Here is a 16,593-nt window from a genome sequence, read left to right as displayed (position 1 = left end):
TACCCCCGACATGGATCTCTCTCGATATGCCCGATATTTCTCATCCCGCCCCGCTGAAAAAATTCCACCTGTCGCTGTTGACCAGTTCGCTGCTGGCGGCGGTACCCGCCCACCGGCCGCGCGGCGGTGCCGGAGGTGTTTCCTGACGACTACTACCCGCTGAACAACCTCAAGGACCGCGACTACACCAAGCTGGCCTACGACTTCTGATTCACATCGCCAAACGAGGGCACCCCATTGAACACCTCCAACTTGATGAGCCGTCTGCTGGCCCCCTGCGCCCTGGCGATCAGCCTGGCCGCCTGCTCACCTTCGGGTGACCAGGCGCAAGCGAACAAAACCCTGAACATTGCATTTTTTGGCGACAACACCACCCTGGTCAGCGTCGACCCATTCCAGGTGTACTGGCTGGAACACCGCGTTCTGCTGCGCAATGTCGCCGAGTCGCTCACCGACCAGGACCCGGCAACCGGCAAGATCATCCCCTGGCTGGCCAAGAGCTGGGAGATCAGTGACGACGCGCTGACCTACACCTTTCACTTGCGCGACAACGTGACGTTCAGCAACGGCGAGCGCTTCGACGCAAACGCGGTAAAAACCGCGTTCGACAGCGACAAGGCACTGGCCACCCAACTGCCAGCGACCTTCGGCGCCACCTACCTGGCAGGTTATGACCACGCCGAAGTGGTCGACGACTTCACCGTCAAGCTGGTACTGGCTAAACCCAACGCGGGCTTTTTACAAGCCACTTCTACCACCAACTTGGCAATCCTTGCGCCCGCGTCCTATGCACTCACGGTCAAGGAACGCTCTCTGGGCAAGATCATCGGTACCGGGCCGTTTGTGCTGGCCAGCTATACCCCGGAAGTCGGCGCGCGCCTGACAAAACGCAAGGGTTACGCGTGGCCCTCGGCGAATATGAAGAACCCGGGTGAGGCACACCTGGACGCCGTCGACATCAGCTACATCCCCGAAGAGAGCGTGCGCAACGGCCTGTTTTTGCAGGGCAAGGCCGACATCCTGTGGCCACGCAACCCGTTTTCGGAGGTCGACCTCAAGCTGTTCCAGTCCAAGGGCGCGACCATCCAGAGCCGCTCGCTGCCGGGCCCGGCGCTGAATCTGTACCCCAACACCCGTGGCGAGCGCATCCTCGCCGATCAACAAGTGCGCCTGGCCGTGCAGAAGTCCATCGACCGCAAGAGCTACGCCAGCACCGTATATAACGCCGAGTTCCCAGTGGTGGATGGCATCTTTGACGTGACCACGCCTTACTTCAAAAGCCAGGGCAGCAAGCTCGGCTACGACCCGGCAGCTGCCGAAAAACTGTTGGATCAAGCCGGCTGGGCCAAGGGCGCGGACGGTTACCGCAGCAAAAACGGCAAGCGTCTGAGCCTGAGCTACAACATCAGCCCGGCCGAAACCGCGGGTGACGTGCTGATCCAGGACCAACTGCGCAAGGTCGGCATCGAACTGAAGCTCAGCGTGGTGACCCGCGCCGAATGGGTGGCCAACAACTCCGCCGGCAACTACGACCTGACCATCAACTACATGACTCGCGCTGACCCGATCATCCTGCAAACCATCCTCGATCCGCGTAGCGCCAACAGTTCCACCGTGGCCACTAACACCTACGAACCGGCCACCCTGGAAAAAGCCAAGGGCTTGTTCGATGCCGGCATTACGGCCACCCAAGGCGCACAGCGTGCCGCCGCCTATGGCGACCTGCAGGACCTTCTGATCGACGAAAGCTCGGCGTTCCCGGTGTACGAGCGCGTGTGGCAGGCGGCAACGTCGCCGAAGGTGAAGAACTTTCGCTGGACTGCCGAGGGCTTCGCGCTGCTGGGTGATATCGAGATCGGCACACCATGAGCCGCTACCTGACCGCACGCGTCGGCCAGGCCCTGCTGGTGTTGTGGGGGGCCTATAGCATCACCTACTTGATCCTCTATCTGCTGCCGGGCGACACGCTGTCGATCATGCTCAGTGCTTCGGGCATGGAGGCCGATTCACTGTCGGTGGCCGACCTGGCCAAGGCGCGGGCCTATTATGGCCTGGACAAGGGCCTGTTCGAGCAATATGTCGACCTGCTGCTGGGCGCCTTGCACGGCGACTTCGGCCAGTCCCTGTCGCTGAACCGCCCGGTATCCGAGTTACTCGCCGAGCGCCTGCCGCAAACCCTGTCCTTGGCCGGCCTGGCGATTGTGTTGTCGTTGATCGGCGGCATCGGCCTGGCCTACCTGACCGCCTACATTCGCTGGCAACCGCTGAAAAAAGCCTTGGCGCGCCTGCCTTCCCTGGGGTTTTCGGTGCCGGTGTTCTGGATGGGCCTGTTGCTGATACAGGTGTTTGCCTTCGGCCTCGGCTGGTTCCCCGCCACCGGCAGCCGGGGCTTTGAAAGCCTGGTGCTGCCGGCGATCACCCTGGCGATTCCAAGTGCGGCGGTGTATGCCCAAGTGCTGCAGCGCAGCTTCCAGGGAGTGTGGCAGGAGTCGTATATCGTCACCGCCTACGCCAAGGGCCTGAGCCGTGGCCAGGTGCAGGCGCACCATGGGTTTCGCAACGCGGCGCTGCCGATTCTCACCCTGATCGGCCTGCAGGTGGGCAACACGGTGTCCGGTGCGGTGCTGGTGGAAACCATCTTCGCCCGCTCCGGCATCGGCCGCCTGGCCCAGGAGGCTGTGCTGCGCCAGGACATCCCGGTGGTGCTGGCGATTGTCGCGGTGTCGGCGGCAGCCTTTGTGCTGGTCAACCTGCTGGTGGATTTGCTGTACCCGTGGCTCGACCCGCGCATTTCCCACACGCCAAAGGTGTCCTAGACCATGACGATCCTTGAGCAAAACCTCGGCCTTACGCCCCCACTCTGGCAACGCCGCACCCGCCGACAACGTGCCACGGCGGCGGTCATGCCCTTGCTGCGGCGACCGGGCTTTAGCCTGGCGGTGTTGATTGTGTTGTTTTCACTGCTCGCCGCCGTGGCGCCGCAGTGGTTGACCAGCTTCGACCCTTATGCCACCGCACCTGCGGTCAAGCTCACGGCGCCGAACCTGACCCACTGGTTCGGCACCGACGAGTTGGGCCGCGACCTGTACACCCGGATGGTCTACGGCTCCAGCCTGTCGGTGCTGGCGGCCTTTCTGGCGGTGGGGATCGCGTTGTTGGGCGGGCTCGGGCTGGGCATTCTGTCCGGCTTTGCCGGTGGGCGTATCGACGCGGTAATCATGCGGTTTGTCGACGTGTTGCTCGCCTTGCCCGGCTTGCTGCTGGCCCTGGCGATTGTCACCGCCATCGGCTTCGGCACGGTGCCGGTGGCTATCGCCGTGGGCGTCGGGATTATCCCCGGGTTCGCCCGCACCACCCGCGCCGAAGTGCTGCGCGTCAAGACCCTGCCGTACGTGGAAGCCGCACGCCTGGGCGGCGCCAGCTGGGGCCGCACCTTGCTGCGGCACATCCTGCCCAACGCATGGGGCCCAGTGGCGGTACTGGCGACCCTGGATTTCGGTGCAGCCATCCTCGCCACCGCCGGCCTGAGTTTTCTCGGTTTTGGCGCCGCGCCTCCGGCCGCCGAATGGGGCACGTTGATCGCCAACGGTCGGCACTTTCTGATCACCGCCCCCTGGGTGTCGTTGCTGCCCGGCCTGTTCCTGGTCGCGGTGGTGTTCAGCCTCAACCACATTGCCCGCACGTTCGAGGAGGTTCAGCGATGAATGCTTTAGTTGATGTTCGCCAGCTGAGTGTCAGCTACCGGCACGGCAACCTGGCGGTAAACCAGCTGTCAATGACCATCGCCCAAGGCGAGACGCTGGCGATTGTCGGCGAGTCCGGCTCGGGTAAATCCACCCTGGCCAACGCGATTCTCGGCCTGTTGCCGGGCAGCGCAACCATCAGCGCCGGCGAGCTGTGGGTGGACGGCAACGACCTCACCCACGCCAGCGAACGCCAGAGACGCGGCCTGCGCGGGCGCACCATCGGCCTGGTGCCCCAGGACCCGATGGTCAGCCTCAACCCGACCCTGCGCATTGGCCAGCAGATTGCCGAAGCGCTGATCCTGGCCAAGGGCAAGCGCTACCCCGGCGTCGATGCGGATATCGTCGAGCTACTGCAACAGGTCGGTATCGCCAAGCCGGTACTGCGCGCGCGCCAGTACCCGCATGAACTCTCCGGGGGCATGCGCCAGCGTGTGCTGATCGCCATCGCCCTGGCCGGCAACCCACGCTTGATCATCGCCGACGAACCGACCAGTGCCCTCGACGTCACCGTGCAGCGCAAGATCCTCGACCACCTGAAACGGCTGGTCAGTGAGCGCGGAATTTCCTTGCTGATCATCACCCATGACCTTGGCGTGGCGCTGGATCGCGCCGACCGCGTCCTAGTGATGCAACAGGGACAAGTGGTGGAGCAAGGGGCACCACGGCAGATTCTCGGCGCGCCGCAGCATGACTACACCCGCGCCTTGATCGCCGCGGCGCCAGCGTTCGCCACGCGCCGCCAGCCGCTGGCCCGGCCGGCTCCGACGCAGCCGCCGATCCTGCAGCTGCAAAACGTTGGCAAGACGTTCGCGCTGCCCAAGGTCAAGGGCGAAGACGCGACCTTTGTCGCGTTGGAGGACCTCAGCCTGCAGGTCTACCCCGGGCAGACCCTGGCGATTGTCGGCGAGTCCGGCTCAGGCAAAAGCACCGCGCTGCGCATCGCCCTCGGCCTGGAAAAACCCAGCCGCGGGCGGGTGTGGTTCGAGCAACAGGACGTCACCGACCTCAGCTGGCGCGACTTCCGCCCGCTGCGCCAGCGCCTGCAACTGGTGCAACAAAACCCGTTTGCGGCGCTGGACCCACGCTTCACAGTGTTCGACAGCATCGTCGAACCGCTGGTGTCGTTCGGCTTGCTCAAGGGCCCTGCCCTGGAACAGGCCGCGCGCGAGCTGATCAGTCGCGTGCATTTGCCGGTGAGTTTCCTCGATCGCCTGCCGCGCGAGCTTTCCGGCGGCCAGTGCCAACGGGTCGCCATCGCCCGCGCCCTGGCGCTGAAACCGGATCTATTGCTACTGGATGAACCGGTCAGTGCCCTCGACGTGTCCGTGCAGGCGCACATCCTTAAACTGCTGCAAGAGCTGCAACGGGACATGGGCATCGCCTACGTGCTGGTGTCCCACGACTTGTCGGTGGTCGCCAACTTCGCCCATGAGGTGCTGGTGTTGCGCAATGGCCGGGTGGTCGAACAGGGTTCGGTGGAGCGCATCTTCAACCGCCCGACCAGCGATTACACCCGTGAGCTGATTGGCGCCATCCCTGGCCAGCACGCTATCGCGAGCGCCGCCTGAGCGGCGCTTTACTCGGCAGCGCAGTCACGCGCCGTGATGCCCTTCTCCTGGGCATACGCGGTCTGACGTGAAGCAATAGGACAGCCGCACGTTCTTCGTTTCGCCCGTGGCATTGACCGCGTCGAACACTTCCCGGACAGCCAGCCGCCGAGTCTGCAGCTTGAGAAAACCCGTCAGCCAGATTTGCTGATAACGTTTCATTTGGTCTTCAGTCAGCGGTGAAAGCTGGCTCCGCGCTTATCGCTTATATCGTTCCGACTGATAATGTGAGTGGCGAGGATTCTTCGCAGCACAGAACCGATACGACGCCTGTGACACTGCGCGCTCAAGCCTGCGTGTTACACCTCCTGCCGGACTTGATCCGCTTCAGAATCCAGCGCAACCACTGTCGCACCATGGTTGGTAATGCCGAAAGGAATGTGCACAGATGGCGCAACTGCGCTAGTCGATTGTAGGTGCCCAGATTGATCATCAAAGAAGATGTGCGGTTTCAATACACCTAAAATCCTGCCTTTCTCGATGCCACCCAGAAAGAATGCGTCGTTAGCCATGACACCCCAACTTTTGAGTGTATTCATTGCACGCTCATGAGACGGCGCATTGCGGGCTGTGACGATTGAGACTCGTATGCGGTTTTCGTAGTCAGGATTGAGCTTTTTATGTTGCTCCTCGACCGACTGGATTTTGGATATCCGCACCATGAACTCCTTCAGCGGGCCCGGGTTATGGGGCTGCATAACGTTCTTCACTTCATGCGCATGGAACTCAGACAATCCAGAGGCCTGCATGATTGTTTCGGACTCATCACCGGCAAGGACGCCGTCAAAGTCGAACGCGATGCGTAGGGTTTTATCCGTTTCGTCGTCTTCGAATTTTGAATCGAGCACCTGGCCAGCCGGGTACCCGGCCTTGATAGCCGCTTCCACGTCTTTTTTGTCACCCGACAAAAATAAAGCGATGTTCAGAGCAGGTATGTATTCATAAGGGGATTTTCCCTGCATGAAAATCGCCCGTGTCATCCCAAGGCCGTAGTGCTCGATAGTCTTCAGCACGCGCAGCCCAGTATCAGGATCGTTGCGCGAAAGCAGTATGACCTCAACGAGCGGATCCGTAGGATCGACGCTCAGGTCATTCACTGACAGCAAGCGCTTGATGAAGGGGAACGCTATCCCCTTAGGAAGCGGGACGTGAAGATTTTTTTGCTGAAACTTGCGGTATTCCTCCTCCCCCTGTCTCTGAAACACTGCGTCCGATGCCAGCAAATCAAACACAGCGCTGGAAGCGACGCCGATCACCAGGCGATTTTCTAACTCGTAGGGCATTGAAACCTCTCTGGATGCCTCTAAACGCAAATATGGATAGGCATTGAACATGCCGATCGATTTCAAGCACACATCGCGCCTTCTCCCACGCACAGTCAGGCATATCAATCTTCAAATCAATCTGCAGGTTGCTTTATTACGGGTGGATGCAGAAGGTTTACGTTTAGTGGAGCAGCGCGTCGCCGAAGACACCGCCAAAATTGAGGCACTGCGCACCGGGCCTTCGCAGCGATCACCTCGTCTATTCACGCCAGCAGGCCAAACAAACCAAGGAACGGTCAAAAACCCACGCCATATCGTGTTCTATCGTGGGGCAAACGACGACGTGATCGAGGTCGTCAGACTCCTTCATGACGCCATGGAAGCGCAGTTGCACTACCCCGCCAATTTCAATCGCGGCGCAAAAGCGTATTCGGTGCCACGCCAAACGCCTTGCGAAACGCATGGCTGAAATGAGAAAAGTCAGAAAATCCGAAGTCCAGCGCCGCCTCAGACACCGAGCGCACCTGGCCCCGCTCGATCGCTTCTCGGCTGGCATTCAGGCGCTCTTTCCAGATCTCTGCAACGGGGGTTTTTTGGTAGCGGGCGAAGGCCCGCGTAACGGTGCGGGTGGACACGTTGTGGGCTTTGGCGATGGCTTCAATCGACAGGTCCGGCTCGGTCAGGTGGCGTTGGATGTACTGCATGATGCGGCCGTAGAGGTCCATTTCCTGATGGCTGGTTTTCAGGTCCTGCAATTCCAGGCTGATCACAAGCAGATCAAGCACAGCACTTGAGTAACGATTGGAGATGCGCTCATCCTGCAGCGACGCAGGCGTGCTCGCGGCCTGGTGCAGCATTTCGCGCAAGGGCACGACACCTGGGCGCCGGTCGTCGAGGACCATCGCGGTGTACTCGGCAATACGCGGCAGGCGCTCGGTGAGCAACGCTCTGGGAATACGGATCAAGTGGTTTTCGGTACCACCCAGGCTAAAGCGAAACGCCTGGGTTGCGTCATAAAGAAACAAATTGCCCGTGGCCAGGTTGGCTTTTCTTGAGCCTTGCTCGATTTGCCCATGGCCCTTTCGAGCGAAACCCAACCATAAATCTTCAGCCGGGCCGCTGCGCAGGTGCTGTTCGGAACGCTCCCAGTAATGCAGCGGCGAAGACAGCGTACAAATGTCCAGCGCGCCGACTGTATTAAGGGTGAGCGAGCCATCAAAGCGGCTCTGGGACAAGGGTTTGCTATCGGCTGCCAGGCAATGGCGACAGACCACTTCTTTCCAATAATCAAACCGACGTGTTGCAGGGACGGCAAGGGTCGAATACTGAGTGTTCGGGTTCATGACGCTGACCTCGACAACGATGCAATAGGCGCGCGAGAAGTTGTAACGAGCGGCCGATTGTCAGCCATTGAAGCAATTAACACGCCAAATGCAGTGGCAGGTCGGCTGTAGCAACGGTAACTACGATGCGAAGCGAGCCGCTCTTGATCTTGATCTGCTTTTGATCTCAAGCGCCCCGTTAAACCACGCTGGCCGTAATTCGACAGGGATTTGGGTGGTAAACCGGCAGGGATGCCGGTTTAGCCGCCCCGCGCCATGGATGGCGCGTGGCGGCGGCCCCCCAAATCACTGACGAATTACGGGCACACCGAGCCTAAGCGAGGTGCCGAGTGGTGGGGCAAGAGCGCTTTGCTTACTTTGCCGCTTTTGCAAAGTGAGCCGCCGTCAGGGCGGAACCCTAAGTAGCCGTTACCGCAGCAATGGATATGTACACAATCCAGCTGTGTTGGCTGCCAGGCCGCCTTCGCGAGCAAGCCCGCTCCCACAAGTTTGACCGCGGGGTGTCAGGTAGATAGATATCGACTGACAGGCCGCCATCGCAGGCAAGCCAGCTCCCACAGTTGGATCGCGGGGCGCCAGGTAGATAGCCATCGTCGCACCGCAGTTGCGGCCCGTTTAAGGGCACAGCACATCACATCATCAGCCCGCGCGCACCAACGCAGACCACAGGTAAACGTCCGTAGCCGGCCTGTCTTTGCCAACCAAGCGGTTGTCTCACCGAACAAAGCGCGCCCTCCTCTGCCGGCCTAATTTCCACCTCACAGCAGCTCATACCCCGCTGATGAGGTACGCCATGCATCGACATTCTTCACCACGATTGGCTGATTGTTCATGGCTTCTGCAACGGCGCGACCTCGCGCCTGAGGAGTCGGCTTATTGGTTGATTGAATGGGGAACCATACAGCTGCTGCACCGACGGCAGGTCGCCAAGCGCACCCTGCCGCCGACGCGCTGACGCCCACCCGTAGGCCTGAACCAAAATAACGAGGAGCTCAAGATGGAATCTGCAATCGACACACATCTCAAATGCCCACGCACCCTGTCCCGCCGCGTGCCCGAGGAGTATCAACCGCCGTTCCCGATGTGGGTGGCGCGCGCTGACGAGCAGCTGCAACAAGTGGTGATGGCTTATCTGGGCGTGCAGTATCAAGGCGATACCCAGCGCAAGGCTGCATTGCAGGCGATGCGTCACATCGTCGGCAGTTTCAGCCAGGTCGACGGCCCGCAGAACTACGATTTGACTCAGCACACTGACAGCAGCGGCTTTGATAATCTGATCGTGGTCGGGTACTGGAAAGACCCTGCCGCCCATTGCCGCTGGTTGCGTTCACCCCAGGTGAATGACTGGTGGAGTTCGCCGGATCGCCTGGGTGAAGGCCTGGGTTACTTCCGCGAAATCACCGCGCCGCGCGCCGAGCAGTTCGAGACGCTGTACGCCTTCCAGGAGAACCTGCCGGGTGTTGGCGCAGTCATGGATGCCACCAGTGGCGAGATCGAAGAACACGGCTACTGGGGCTCGATGCGCGACCGTTTCCCCATCTCCCAGACCGACTGGATGAAGCCCACGAGCGAGCTGCAAGTGGTCGCGGGCGACCCAGCCAACGGCGGACGCGTGGTGGTGCTGGGGCACGACAACCTCACACTGATTCGTTCCGGCCAGGACTGGGCGGATGCCGAGGCAGAGGAACGCTCGCTCTACCTCGACGAAATTTTACCGACGTTGCAGGACGGCATGGACTTCCTGCGTGACAACGGCCAGCCGTTGGGCTGCTACAGCAACAGGTTCGTGCGCAATATCGACCTGGACGGCAACGTTCTCGACCTGAGCTACAACATCGGTCACTGGCGCTCAGTGGAGAAACTCGAACGCTGGGCCGAATCCCACCCGACCCACCTGCGTATTTTCGTGACGTTCTTTCGCGTGGCCGCGGGCTTGAAGAAGTTGAGGCTGTACCACGAGGTGTCCGTATCCGACGCCAAAAGCCAGGTCTTCGAGTACATCAACTGTCACCCGCAAACTGGCATGTTGCGCGACGCCCTGCCGCCCACAGCCTGAGCGCCCTAGGCGTTTAACCCCCCCAGCTTCTGCCGCCTTGCCACCTTTCACGGGTGGCCCGGTCCCCTGTGCGAGGAATAAACGATGAATAAGATCCGCCTGCTGACCCTCTCCACCCTGTTGCCCGCCCTCCACGCGAACGCGGGTGAAGTCGCGCCTGGCGACTACGAGCAATATCCGATCGGCGCCACTATCGGGGCGATTTATTACCAGCACGCCACTACGGACTCGGCTTACGCCAACGGCCACAAGGCCAGCTCTGACTTCAGGGTGACCTCGGACGTGGGCATCCTGCGTCTGCTCCATGTGTATGCCCTCAGCGACACGGTCACCATCGACCCGCAATTCCTTTTGCCTTTCGGCCACGTCTCCGGCGCAGGTGACGCCTCAGCACTGGGCAGTACTCGCGGCGTGGGCGACTTGATCCTCACCGCGCCGGTGAAATGGCGGTTCAACGAAGCCCGCGACACCCTCAGTATCGCCCCCTATGTGTATGTGCCTTCGGGCACGTATGACAAGGACGATGCGCTCAATCTCGGGGAGAATCGCTGGAAATTCGAACTGCAGAGTGCCTACGTCAAGCACTTCACAGAGAAATGGGCGATGGACCTGGTCGGCGGCGCGACCTGGTATGGCGACAACACCGATTACGGTGCAAATGCCGACCGCCTGAAGCAGGACGTGTCCTACGCAGCGCAGATCATGGGCCGTTACATGCCGGACGCCACCACCACCTTTGCTATCGGCTTGGGGCGCACCTGGGGAGGCGAGACAAACATCGAGCATGTCAATCAAGACAACGAGTTGGGCACCACCAACGTGCGTCTCACCGCCACCAAATTCGTCACCCCCACCGACCAGGTGCAACTGCAATTGGGCAAAGACCTCTCGGTGGACAACGGCACCCGCGAAGACTTCCGCATGAACCTGCGTTACGCGCACATTTTTTAACGCCAGAAACTGCGACCGCGCGCCCCTGGCGCCAAGGTGTCCCGCTCAGCCAAGTCGATGTCTTTCTCAACCAAGCCACCGCCTGGATGCGCGGACTATCTTGAGCCCCAGGCCCGCTGATAGTGAGCATGCAGTGCTCTTCGGCCATTTACGATAAGGACAGCCAACCATGGCAATCGCTCGCCCCACCCTTGAACAGCTATTGGCTATTTCGAGCAGCCTGCACATGCAACTCAGTGCGCAGCAAGCCGATGAATACCTGGCACTTATGCAGGCAAGCTTCGACGCCTATGACCTGGTTGACGAGCTGCCGGACTTCATCCCGCCGGTGCGTTATGAACGCAGCTCAGGCTACCGTCCCTCGGCCGCACACAACCCGCTCAACGCCTGGTACTTCCGCACCGAAGTCAACGGTGCGCGCGAAGGCAAGCTCGCAGGTAAAACGGTCGCCCTCAAAGACAATATTTCACTGGCTGGCGTGCCCATGATGAATGGTGCCAAGCCGCTTGAAGGCTTCGTCCCCGCCTTCGATGCCACGGTTGTCACCCGCTTGCTGGATGCCGGCGCGACTATTCTCGGCAAGGCAACGTGCGAACACTACTGCCTGTCCGGCGGCAGCCACACTTCCGATCCTGCACCGGTGCACAACCCCTATCGCCAAGGGTTTGCCTCGGGTGGTTCGTCTTCCGGCAGCGCAGCGCTGGTTGCCGCCGGCGAGGTCGACCTGGCTGTCGGCGGTGACCAGGGCGGCTCAATCCGCATCCCTTCCGCCTTCTGCGGCACTTACGGCATGAAGCCGACCCACGGCCTGGTGCCCTACACCGGCATCATGGCCATCGAGGCGACTATCGATCACGCCGGCCCCATCACCGCAAACGTACGCGACAACGCATTGATGCTGGAGGTCATGGCCGGCGCCGATGGGCTTGATCCGCGACAAGCCGCGCCGCAGGTCGACGCTTACAGCGATTACCTGGAGCGCGGTGTCTGCGGGCTGAGGATCGGCATCCTGCGCGAAGGTTTTGAACTGGCCAACCAAGACCCGCGTGTGGACTCGTGCGTACGCCAAGCCATTGCAGCGTTTGCGCGGCTGGGCGCGCAGGTCGAGGAGGTGTCGGTGCCTGAGCACAGCATTGCCGGTTCGCTGTGGCACCCCATCGGCTGTGAAGGTTTGATGATGCAGATGATGCACGGCAATGGGGCCGGTTTTAACTGGCAAGGGCTGTATGACCTCGGTTTGCTGGACCAGCAAGCCGGGTGGCGCGATCAGGCCAATGAGCTGTCCGCCTCTCTCAAGCTGTGCATGTTCGTCGGGCAATACGGTCTGGAGCGCTACAACGGGCGGTTCTACGCCAAGGCACAAAACCTCAGGCGCGTGGCACGCGCCGGGTATGACGCCGCGTTGGCGCGCTATGACCTGCTGGTGATGCCCACCGTGCCGATCGTCGCCCAGCCCCACCCGCAGCCGGGTTGCTCGGTTACCGAGTACGTGGCCCGTGCGCTGGAAATGATCGGCAATGCCTGCGCCCAGGACATCACCGGCCATCCGGCCATGTCGATTCCCTGCGGCCTGGTAGACGGTCTACCTGTCGGGCTGATGCTGGTCGGCAAGCACTATGCCGAAGGCACGATTTACCAGGCTGCCGCAGCGTTCGAGGCGTCGGTTGACTGGAAAAACTGTTAGCCGGTAGTCCCGCGCAGCGCAAAAAGAATAAGCCGCCAGGCGCTGCCCAGAAGCTCAACGATGAGGAGTCAACTTATGAGCGCACACGAAGCAAGCACATCTACACCGGGCGAACGCGCGCAAGCGTTACTGCAAGTGCTCAAGCAGAAGGATCTGATCCCCGGCGGTTACATCGAACACATGACACAGCTGATGGCACACCAATGGAGCCCGGAGAACGGGGCTCGGGTGGTGGCCAAGGCCTGGGTAGACCCGCAGTTTCGCGAACTGCTGCTCAAAGACGGCACCGCGGCGTGCGCCCAATTTGGCTATACCGGCCCGCAGGGTGAATACATTGTTGCGCTGCCAGACACGCCCAGCGTGAAAAACGTGATTGTGTGCAGCCTGTGCTCCTGCACCAACTGGCCTGTCCTGGGCTTGCCGCCGGAGTGGTACAAGGGCTTCGAGTTCCGCGCCCGACTGGTGCGCGAAGGGCGCACCGTGCTGCGGGAACTGGGCACCGAGCTGCCGGCCGACGTCATCGTCAAGGTCTGGGACACCAGCGCCGAAACCCGCTATCTGGTGCTGCCTGTACGGCCCAAGGGCAGCGAATCGATGGATGAAGAGGCCCTGCGAAAACTGATCACCAAGGATGTCCTTATCGGCGTGGCGCTGCCTTACGTGGCGTAACCGGTGCCCTTTGTTTTTTGCACTTTTCAGAGGTATTCACAATGGATGGCTTTCACGATCTCGGTGGGTTTCAAGGCTTTGGCAAAGTCCCTCACACCATCAACAGCCTGAGCTACCAACCCGTGTTCAAGCAGGACTGGGAGCACCTGGCCTACAGCCTGATGTTTGTCGGCGCCGATCACTTGAAAAAGTTCAGCGTGGACGAAGTGCGCCACGCCGTCGAGCGCCTGGATGTGCGCCAACATGTCGGTACCCAATACTACGAACGCTATGTCATCGCCACCGCCACCCTGCTGGTCGAAACCGGTGTGATCACCCAGGCGGAACTCGACCAGGCCCTGGGTTCGCACTTCAAGCTGGCGAACCCCGCGCACGCCAGTGGGCGCCCAGCGATCACCGGCCGCGCGCCCTTTGAGGTGGGCGACCGGGTGGTGGTGCGAGACGAGTATGTGGCCGGGCATACCCGCATGCCGGCCTACGTACGCGGCAAAGAAGGCGTGGTGGTGCACCGCACCGCGCAAAAGTGGCCCTTCCCTGACGCGATCGGCCACGGTGATCTGAGCGCGGCGCATCAGCCGACCTATCACGTCGAGTTTCGCGTGAAAGATCTCTGGGGCGACGCAGCAGATGATGGCTTCGTGGTGGTCGACCTGTTCGAAAGCTACCTGGACCACGCCGATGGCACGGTGAACGCATGATGGACGGCGCCCTGACAGGCCGACTGCCGGTGACGGTGCTTTCCGGCTTCCTCGGCGCCGGCAAAACCACCCTGCTCAACCATATCCTGCGCAATCGCGACGGCCTGCGCGTGGCGGTCATCGTCAATGATATGAGCGAGATCAACATCGATGCCGAGCAGGTGCAGCGCGACGTGGCGCTGCACCGGGGCCGCGATGAGTTGATCGAGATGAGCAATGGCTGCATCTGCTGCACGCTGCGCGCCGACTTGCTCGAGCAGATCAGCGCCCTGGCACGCCAGCAACGTTTCGACTACTTGCTGATTGAGTCCACGGGGATCTCCGAGCCGATGCCGGTAGCCGAGACGTTCGCCTTCCTCGACGCGCAGGGCTTCAGCCTCAGCGAACTGGCGCGGCTTGACACCTTGGTGACGGTGGTCGATGGCAGTCGCTTTGAAGCATTGCTCGAATCGCCGGGCATCGTGGCCCGCGACGACGCACCCACGCGCCATCTGACCGACCTGCTGATCGAGCAAGTGGAATACGCCAACGTCATTCTCGTCAACAAACTGGACCTGATCGACGAGCCCGGCTACCAGGCCGTGCACGCGATCCTCGCCGGCCTTAACCCGAGCGCGCGGATCATGCCGATGGCTCAGGGTAACGTGAAGTTATCCGCAATACTCGGTACCCACTTGTTTGATTTACCTAGCCTCGCGGCCTCGCCCGGCTGGATGAAAAAAATGCAGGCCGACGACACGCCGGCCTCTGAGTCGGACACCTATGGCGTGACCTCCTGGGTGTACCGCGAGCGTGCCCCGTTTCACCCGCAGCGATTGCTCGATTTTCTCCAGCAGCCCTGGCACAACGGGCGCCTGTTGCGCAGCAAAGGTTACTTCTGGCTCGCCAGCAGGCACTTGGAAACCGGCCTGCTGGTGCAAAGCGGCAGTCAGTTCCAGTGGGACTACGTCGGGTACTGGTGGAACTTCATCGAGCAGTCGCAATGGCCGCAGGATGAATATCGGTTGCAGAGCATCATGGCCAAGTGGGACAGCATTGTCGGCGATTGCCGGCAGGAGCTGGTCTTTATCGGCCAGGGCCTGGACACCCAAGCGCTGCAGCGCGCACTCGACAACTGCCTGCTGAGTACTCAGGAAATCGCCGCCGGCCCCTCGGCCTGGCAAGCCCTGCCGGGGGCAGCAATCTTTGACTCCCAGGCCTTATCGGCGCCGACGCCGTCCTTGCAGGCTGACCCTATTTGACCGAGGTAGAGGTGCCCCATGCTCTTTTTCAACCGAACCACCCGCTGCGTATTGGCGCCGCTCGCCGACCGACTGGAGCAGCCTGACCAGCCAGGCACACCGCTGTCGTCAAGCCACCCGTTGTTACGCCGCATCCTGGCAAGCGTCGAACAACTGCTGCAAGAACGGCGAACCCTCAAAGAGCAGTCCCGCGCACTGACGTTGGAAATCCGCCAGTTGGAGGAGCGCCTGGCCCGCCGTGACCAGCTGGTGCGGCAGTGGGAGGCGCGCTGGACCCTGATCACACAGGGTGCAGGTGAACGGTTCTGGGAGCTGGAACTTGATGGCGCCGCCGCCCCCGCACCGGGTGCTGCGATGACGTGGACGGGGTCTGCGTCGAACCTGGCCCAGGCGATTGACCAGTTTGGCGGCTGGAGCGAACAACTGCATCCGGATGACCAGCCAGCGCATCGGAAGGCGCTCGCCCGGCACCTTGCCGATCGCAGCGGGCGTACGGCCTTTGCGCTCGACGTGCGGATGAGGTCGGCACTCGGCAATGACTATCGCTGGTGCCGGATCAGCGGAGCCGCCCGACGCGATGCGCAGGGCACAGCGCTTGCCATGGGGGGAACCGTGCGTGACATTCATGAACAGTACCTGCACCACGAGGCGCTCGAACTGGCGGCCACACGTTTCGATATTTCTCGAGAAATGCTGCACGACGGGCTCTGGGATATCGAGGTGGTGGCCGGTGACCCGGCGAACCCGAACAATACCATTTGGTGGTCTTCGCAGATGCGCCGGCTGCTGGGCTGCAACACGGTGGAAGAGTTCCCCAACACCCTGGAAAGCTGGACCTCGCGCTTGCATCCCGAGGATAGCGCACGAGCCATCGGCGCGTTCGTCGCCCATGTGGACGACCGCAGCGGCAAGACCCCATTCGATGTGGAGTATCGACTCAAACACACCAATGGCACTCACCGTTGGTTTCGCGGCCGGGGGCAAACCCGCCGCGCACCGGACGGCGCGCCGCAACGGGTGGTGGGTGCCATCACCGATATCCATGCCCACCATGAAGAAAGTGCGATGCGCGAGGCGCAGGCGCAACAACACCAAGTGATGCAGGAAACCCTCACCAAGCTGACGCAGATTGTCGCCACGATCCAGGGCATTGCCAGCCAGACCAACCTGTTGGCATTGAATGCCGCCATTGAAGCGGCGCGAGCTGGCGAAGCCGGTCGCGGGTTTGCGGTGGTCGCCGATGAAGTGCGTAAGCTGGCCACGCGGACCAGCCACGCGACCCAGCAAGCGGCCCAGATGATGGACCACTAGCGACATCCAGGCACCCGCGCAG

Annotated in this window: 14 protein-coding genes and 2 pseudogenes; 13 read left to right on the top strand and 3 right to left on the bottom strand. The window is 61.5% G+C overall.

The genetic code is table 11. The features are described from left to right. The first annotated feature begins 255 nt into the window (after positions 1–255). Genes TX24_RS06830 through TX24_RS06815 form a run of 4 tightly spaced genes read left to right on the top strand, consistent with a single transcriptional unit; the run spans position 256 to position 5,314 of the window. Complete coding sequence (locus tag TX24_RS06830) at positions 256–1,869, top strand: ABC transporter substrate-binding protein (protein WP_034135663.1); 1,614 nt, start codon at positions 256–258, stop codon at positions 1,867–1,869. After that, positions 1,866–2,816 carry an ABC transporter permease gene (locus TX24_RS06825; RefSeq protein WP_057709963.1) on the top strand — a complete coding sequence of 317 codons (951 nt, stop codon included), beginning with the start codon at positions 1,866–1,868 and terminating at the stop codon, positions 2,814–2,816. Before TX24_RS06830 ends, TX24_RS06825 begins: the two co-directional genes overlap by 4 nt. 3 nt (positions 2,817–2,819) lie before the next feature. Then, complete coding sequence (locus tag TX24_RS06820; RefSeq protein WP_003191115.1) at positions 2,820–3,704, top strand: ABC transporter permease; 885 nt, start codon at positions 2,820–2,822, stop codon at positions 3,702–3,704. Beyond that, positions 3,701–5,314, top strand: coding sequence for a dipeptide ABC transporter ATP-binding protein (locus TX24_RS06815; RefSeq protein ID WP_057709962.1), 1,614 nt, complete (start codon positions 3,701–3,703; stop codon positions 5,312–5,314). The genes TX24_RS06820 and TX24_RS06815 overlap by 4 nt, the downstream gene beginning before the upstream one ends. Before the next feature lie 24 nt (positions 5,315–5,338). Here TX24_RS06815 and TX24_RS31785 read toward each other — a convergent pair whose 3' ends face one another. After that, complete coding sequence (locus tag TX24_RS31785; protein WP_003191113.1) at positions 5,339–5,515, bottom strand: hypothetical protein; 177 nt, start codon at positions 5,513–5,515, stop codon at positions 5,339–5,341. A 137-nt stretch (positions 5,516–5,652) separates the two neighbouring features. Then, on the bottom strand, positions 5,653–6,636 hold the full coding sequence (locus tag TX24_RS06810; protein WP_003191112.1) for a 5'-nucleotidase: 984 nt from the start codon (positions 6,634–6,636) through the stop codon (positions 5,653–5,655). A gap of 151 nt (positions 6,637–6,787) precedes the next feature. On the opposite strand from TX24_RS06810, the pseudogene TX24_RS31780 reads away from it, so the two are divergent. Beyond that, positions 6,788–6,862 (top strand): annotated as a pseudogene (locus TX24_RS31780) (type II toxin-antitoxin system ParD family antitoxin); the annotation flags it as partial. Further along, positions 6,849–7,018, top strand: a pseudogene (locus tag TX24_RS32440) (type II toxin-antitoxin system RelE/ParE family toxin); the annotation flags it as partial. The pseudogenes TX24_RS31780 and TX24_RS32440, both read left to right, overlap by 14 nt. A 7-nt stretch (positions 7,019–7,025) precedes the next feature. Here the strand turns inward: TX24_RS32440 and TX24_RS06805 are convergent. Further along, entirely contained in the window at positions 7,026–7,961 is a 936-nt protein-coding gene (locus tag TX24_RS06805) for an AraC-like ligand-binding domain-containing protein (protein WP_003191111.1), read from the bottom strand. A 997-nt stretch (positions 7,962–8,958) separates the two neighbouring features. Between TX24_RS06805 and oxdA the strand changes: the two genes are divergently transcribed. The 7 genes from oxdA (at position 8,959) to TX24_RS32730 (ending at position 16,571) form a co-directional block, all read left to right on the top strand. Continuing rightward, positions 8,959–10,017: an aliphatic aldoxime dehydratase gene (oxdA, locus tag TX24_RS06800; protein ID WP_057709961.1), complete on the top strand. Its 1,059-nt coding sequence runs from the start codon at positions 8,959–8,961 to the stop codon at positions 10,015–10,017. 84 nt (positions 10,018–10,101) lie between these two features. Then, positions 10,102–10,968 carry a transporter gene (locus tag TX24_RS06795; protein ID WP_003191106.1) on the top strand — a complete coding sequence of 289 codons (867 nt, stop codon included), beginning with the start codon at positions 10,102–10,104 and terminating at the stop codon, positions 10,966–10,968. Positions 10,969–11,137: 169 nt separating this feature from the next. Further along, positions 11,138–12,652: an amidase gene (locus TX24_RS06790; protein ID WP_057709960.1), complete on the top strand. Its 1,515-nt coding sequence runs from the start codon at positions 11,138–11,140 to the stop codon at positions 12,650–12,652. Between the two features lie 75 nt (positions 12,653–12,727). Next, positions 12,728–13,321, top strand: a complete 594-nt coding sequence (nthA, locus tag TX24_RS06785; RefSeq protein WP_057709959.1) for a nitrile hydratase subunit alpha — start codon at positions 12,728–12,730, stop codon at positions 13,319–13,321. A gap of 41 nt (positions 13,322–13,362) precedes the next feature. Continuing rightward, the gene (gene nthB, locus TX24_RS06780; RefSeq protein WP_057709958.1) at positions 13,363–14,019 is read left to right on the top strand and encodes a nitrile hydratase subunit beta; all 657 of its coding nucleotides are present in this window, start codon (positions 13,363–13,365) and stop codon (positions 14,017–14,019) included. Then, positions 14,016–15,260, top strand: coding sequence for a GTP-binding protein (locus TX24_RS06775; RefSeq protein WP_057709957.1), 1,245 nt, complete (start codon positions 14,016–14,018; stop codon positions 15,258–15,260). Before nthB ends, TX24_RS06775 begins: the two co-directional genes overlap by 4 nt. 18 nt (positions 15,261–15,278) lie before the next feature. Further along, the gene (locus tag TX24_RS32730) at positions 15,279–16,571 is read left to right on the top strand and encodes a methyl-accepting chemotaxis protein (RefSeq protein ID WP_057709956.1); all 1,293 of its coding nucleotides are present in this window, start codon (positions 15,279–15,281) and stop codon (positions 16,569–16,571) included. Positions 16,572–16,593: the final 22 nt, after the last annotated feature.

Origin of the sequence: Pseudomonas lactis, from assembly GCF_001439845.1 — a bacterium.
GTDB classification, from domain to species: Bacteria; Pseudomonadota; Gammaproteobacteria; order Pseudomonadales; family Pseudomonadaceae; genus Aquipseudomonas; species Aquipseudomonas lactis.
The sequence above is the reverse complement of the archived record's forward strand: the minus strand, read 5'-3'. Positions and strand labels throughout refer to the sequence as shown.

Bases quoted from the DNA above. Each gene is read 5' to 3' on its own strand.
- nthA (WP_057709959.1), top strand. From the start codon at position 12,728: ATGAGCGCACACGAAGCAAGCACATCTACACCGGGCGAACGCGCGCAA.
- TX24_RS06830 (WP_034135663.1), top strand. From the start codon at position 256: ATGAGCCGTCTGCTGGCCCCCTGCGCCCTGGCGATCAGCCTGGCCGCC.
- TX24_RS06795 (WP_003191106.1), top strand. From the start codon at position 10,102: ATGAATAAGATCCGCCTGCTGACCCTCTCCACCCTGTTGCCCGCCCTC.
- TX24_RS06810 (WP_003191112.1), bottom strand. From the start codon at position 6,636: ATGCCCTACGAGTTAGAAAATCGCCTGGTGATCGGCGTCGCTTCCAGC.
- TX24_RS06825 (WP_057709963.1), top strand. From the start codon at position 1,866: ATGAGCCGCTACCTGACCGCACGCGTCGGCCAGGCCCTGCTGGTGTTG.
- TX24_RS06820 (WP_003191115.1), top strand. From the start codon at position 2,820: ATGACGATCCTTGAGCAAAACCTCGGCCTTACGCCCCCACTCTGGCAA.
- nthB (WP_057709958.1), top strand. From the start codon at position 13,363: ATGGATGGCTTTCACGATCTCGGTGGGTTTCAAGGCTTTGGCAAAGTC.
- oxdA (WP_057709961.1), top strand. From the start codon at position 8,959: ATGGAATCTGCAATCGACACACATCTCAAATGCCCACGCACCCTGTCC.
- TX24_RS06805 (WP_003191111.1), bottom strand. From the start codon at position 7,961: ATGAACCCGAACACTCAGTATTCGACCCTTGCCGTCCCTGCAACACGT.
- TX24_RS06775 (WP_057709957.1), top strand. From the start codon at position 14,016: ATGATGGACGGCGCCCTGACAGGCCGACTGCCGGTGACGGTGCTTTCC.
- TX24_RS06815 (WP_057709962.1), top strand. From the start codon at position 3,701: ATGAATGCTTTAGTTGATGTTCGCCAGCTGAGTGTCAGCTACCGGCAC.
- TX24_RS06790 (WP_057709960.1), top strand. From the start codon at position 11,138: ATGGCAATCGCTCGCCCCACCCTTGAACAGCTATTGGCTATTTCGAGC.
- TX24_RS31785 (WP_003191113.1), bottom strand. From the start codon at position 5,515: ATGAAACGTTATCAGCAAATCTGGCTGACGGGTTTTCTCAAGCTGCAG.
- TX24_RS32730 (WP_057709956.1), top strand. From the start codon at position 15,279: ATGCTCTTTTTCAACCGAACCACCCGCTGCGTATTGGCGCCGCTCGCC.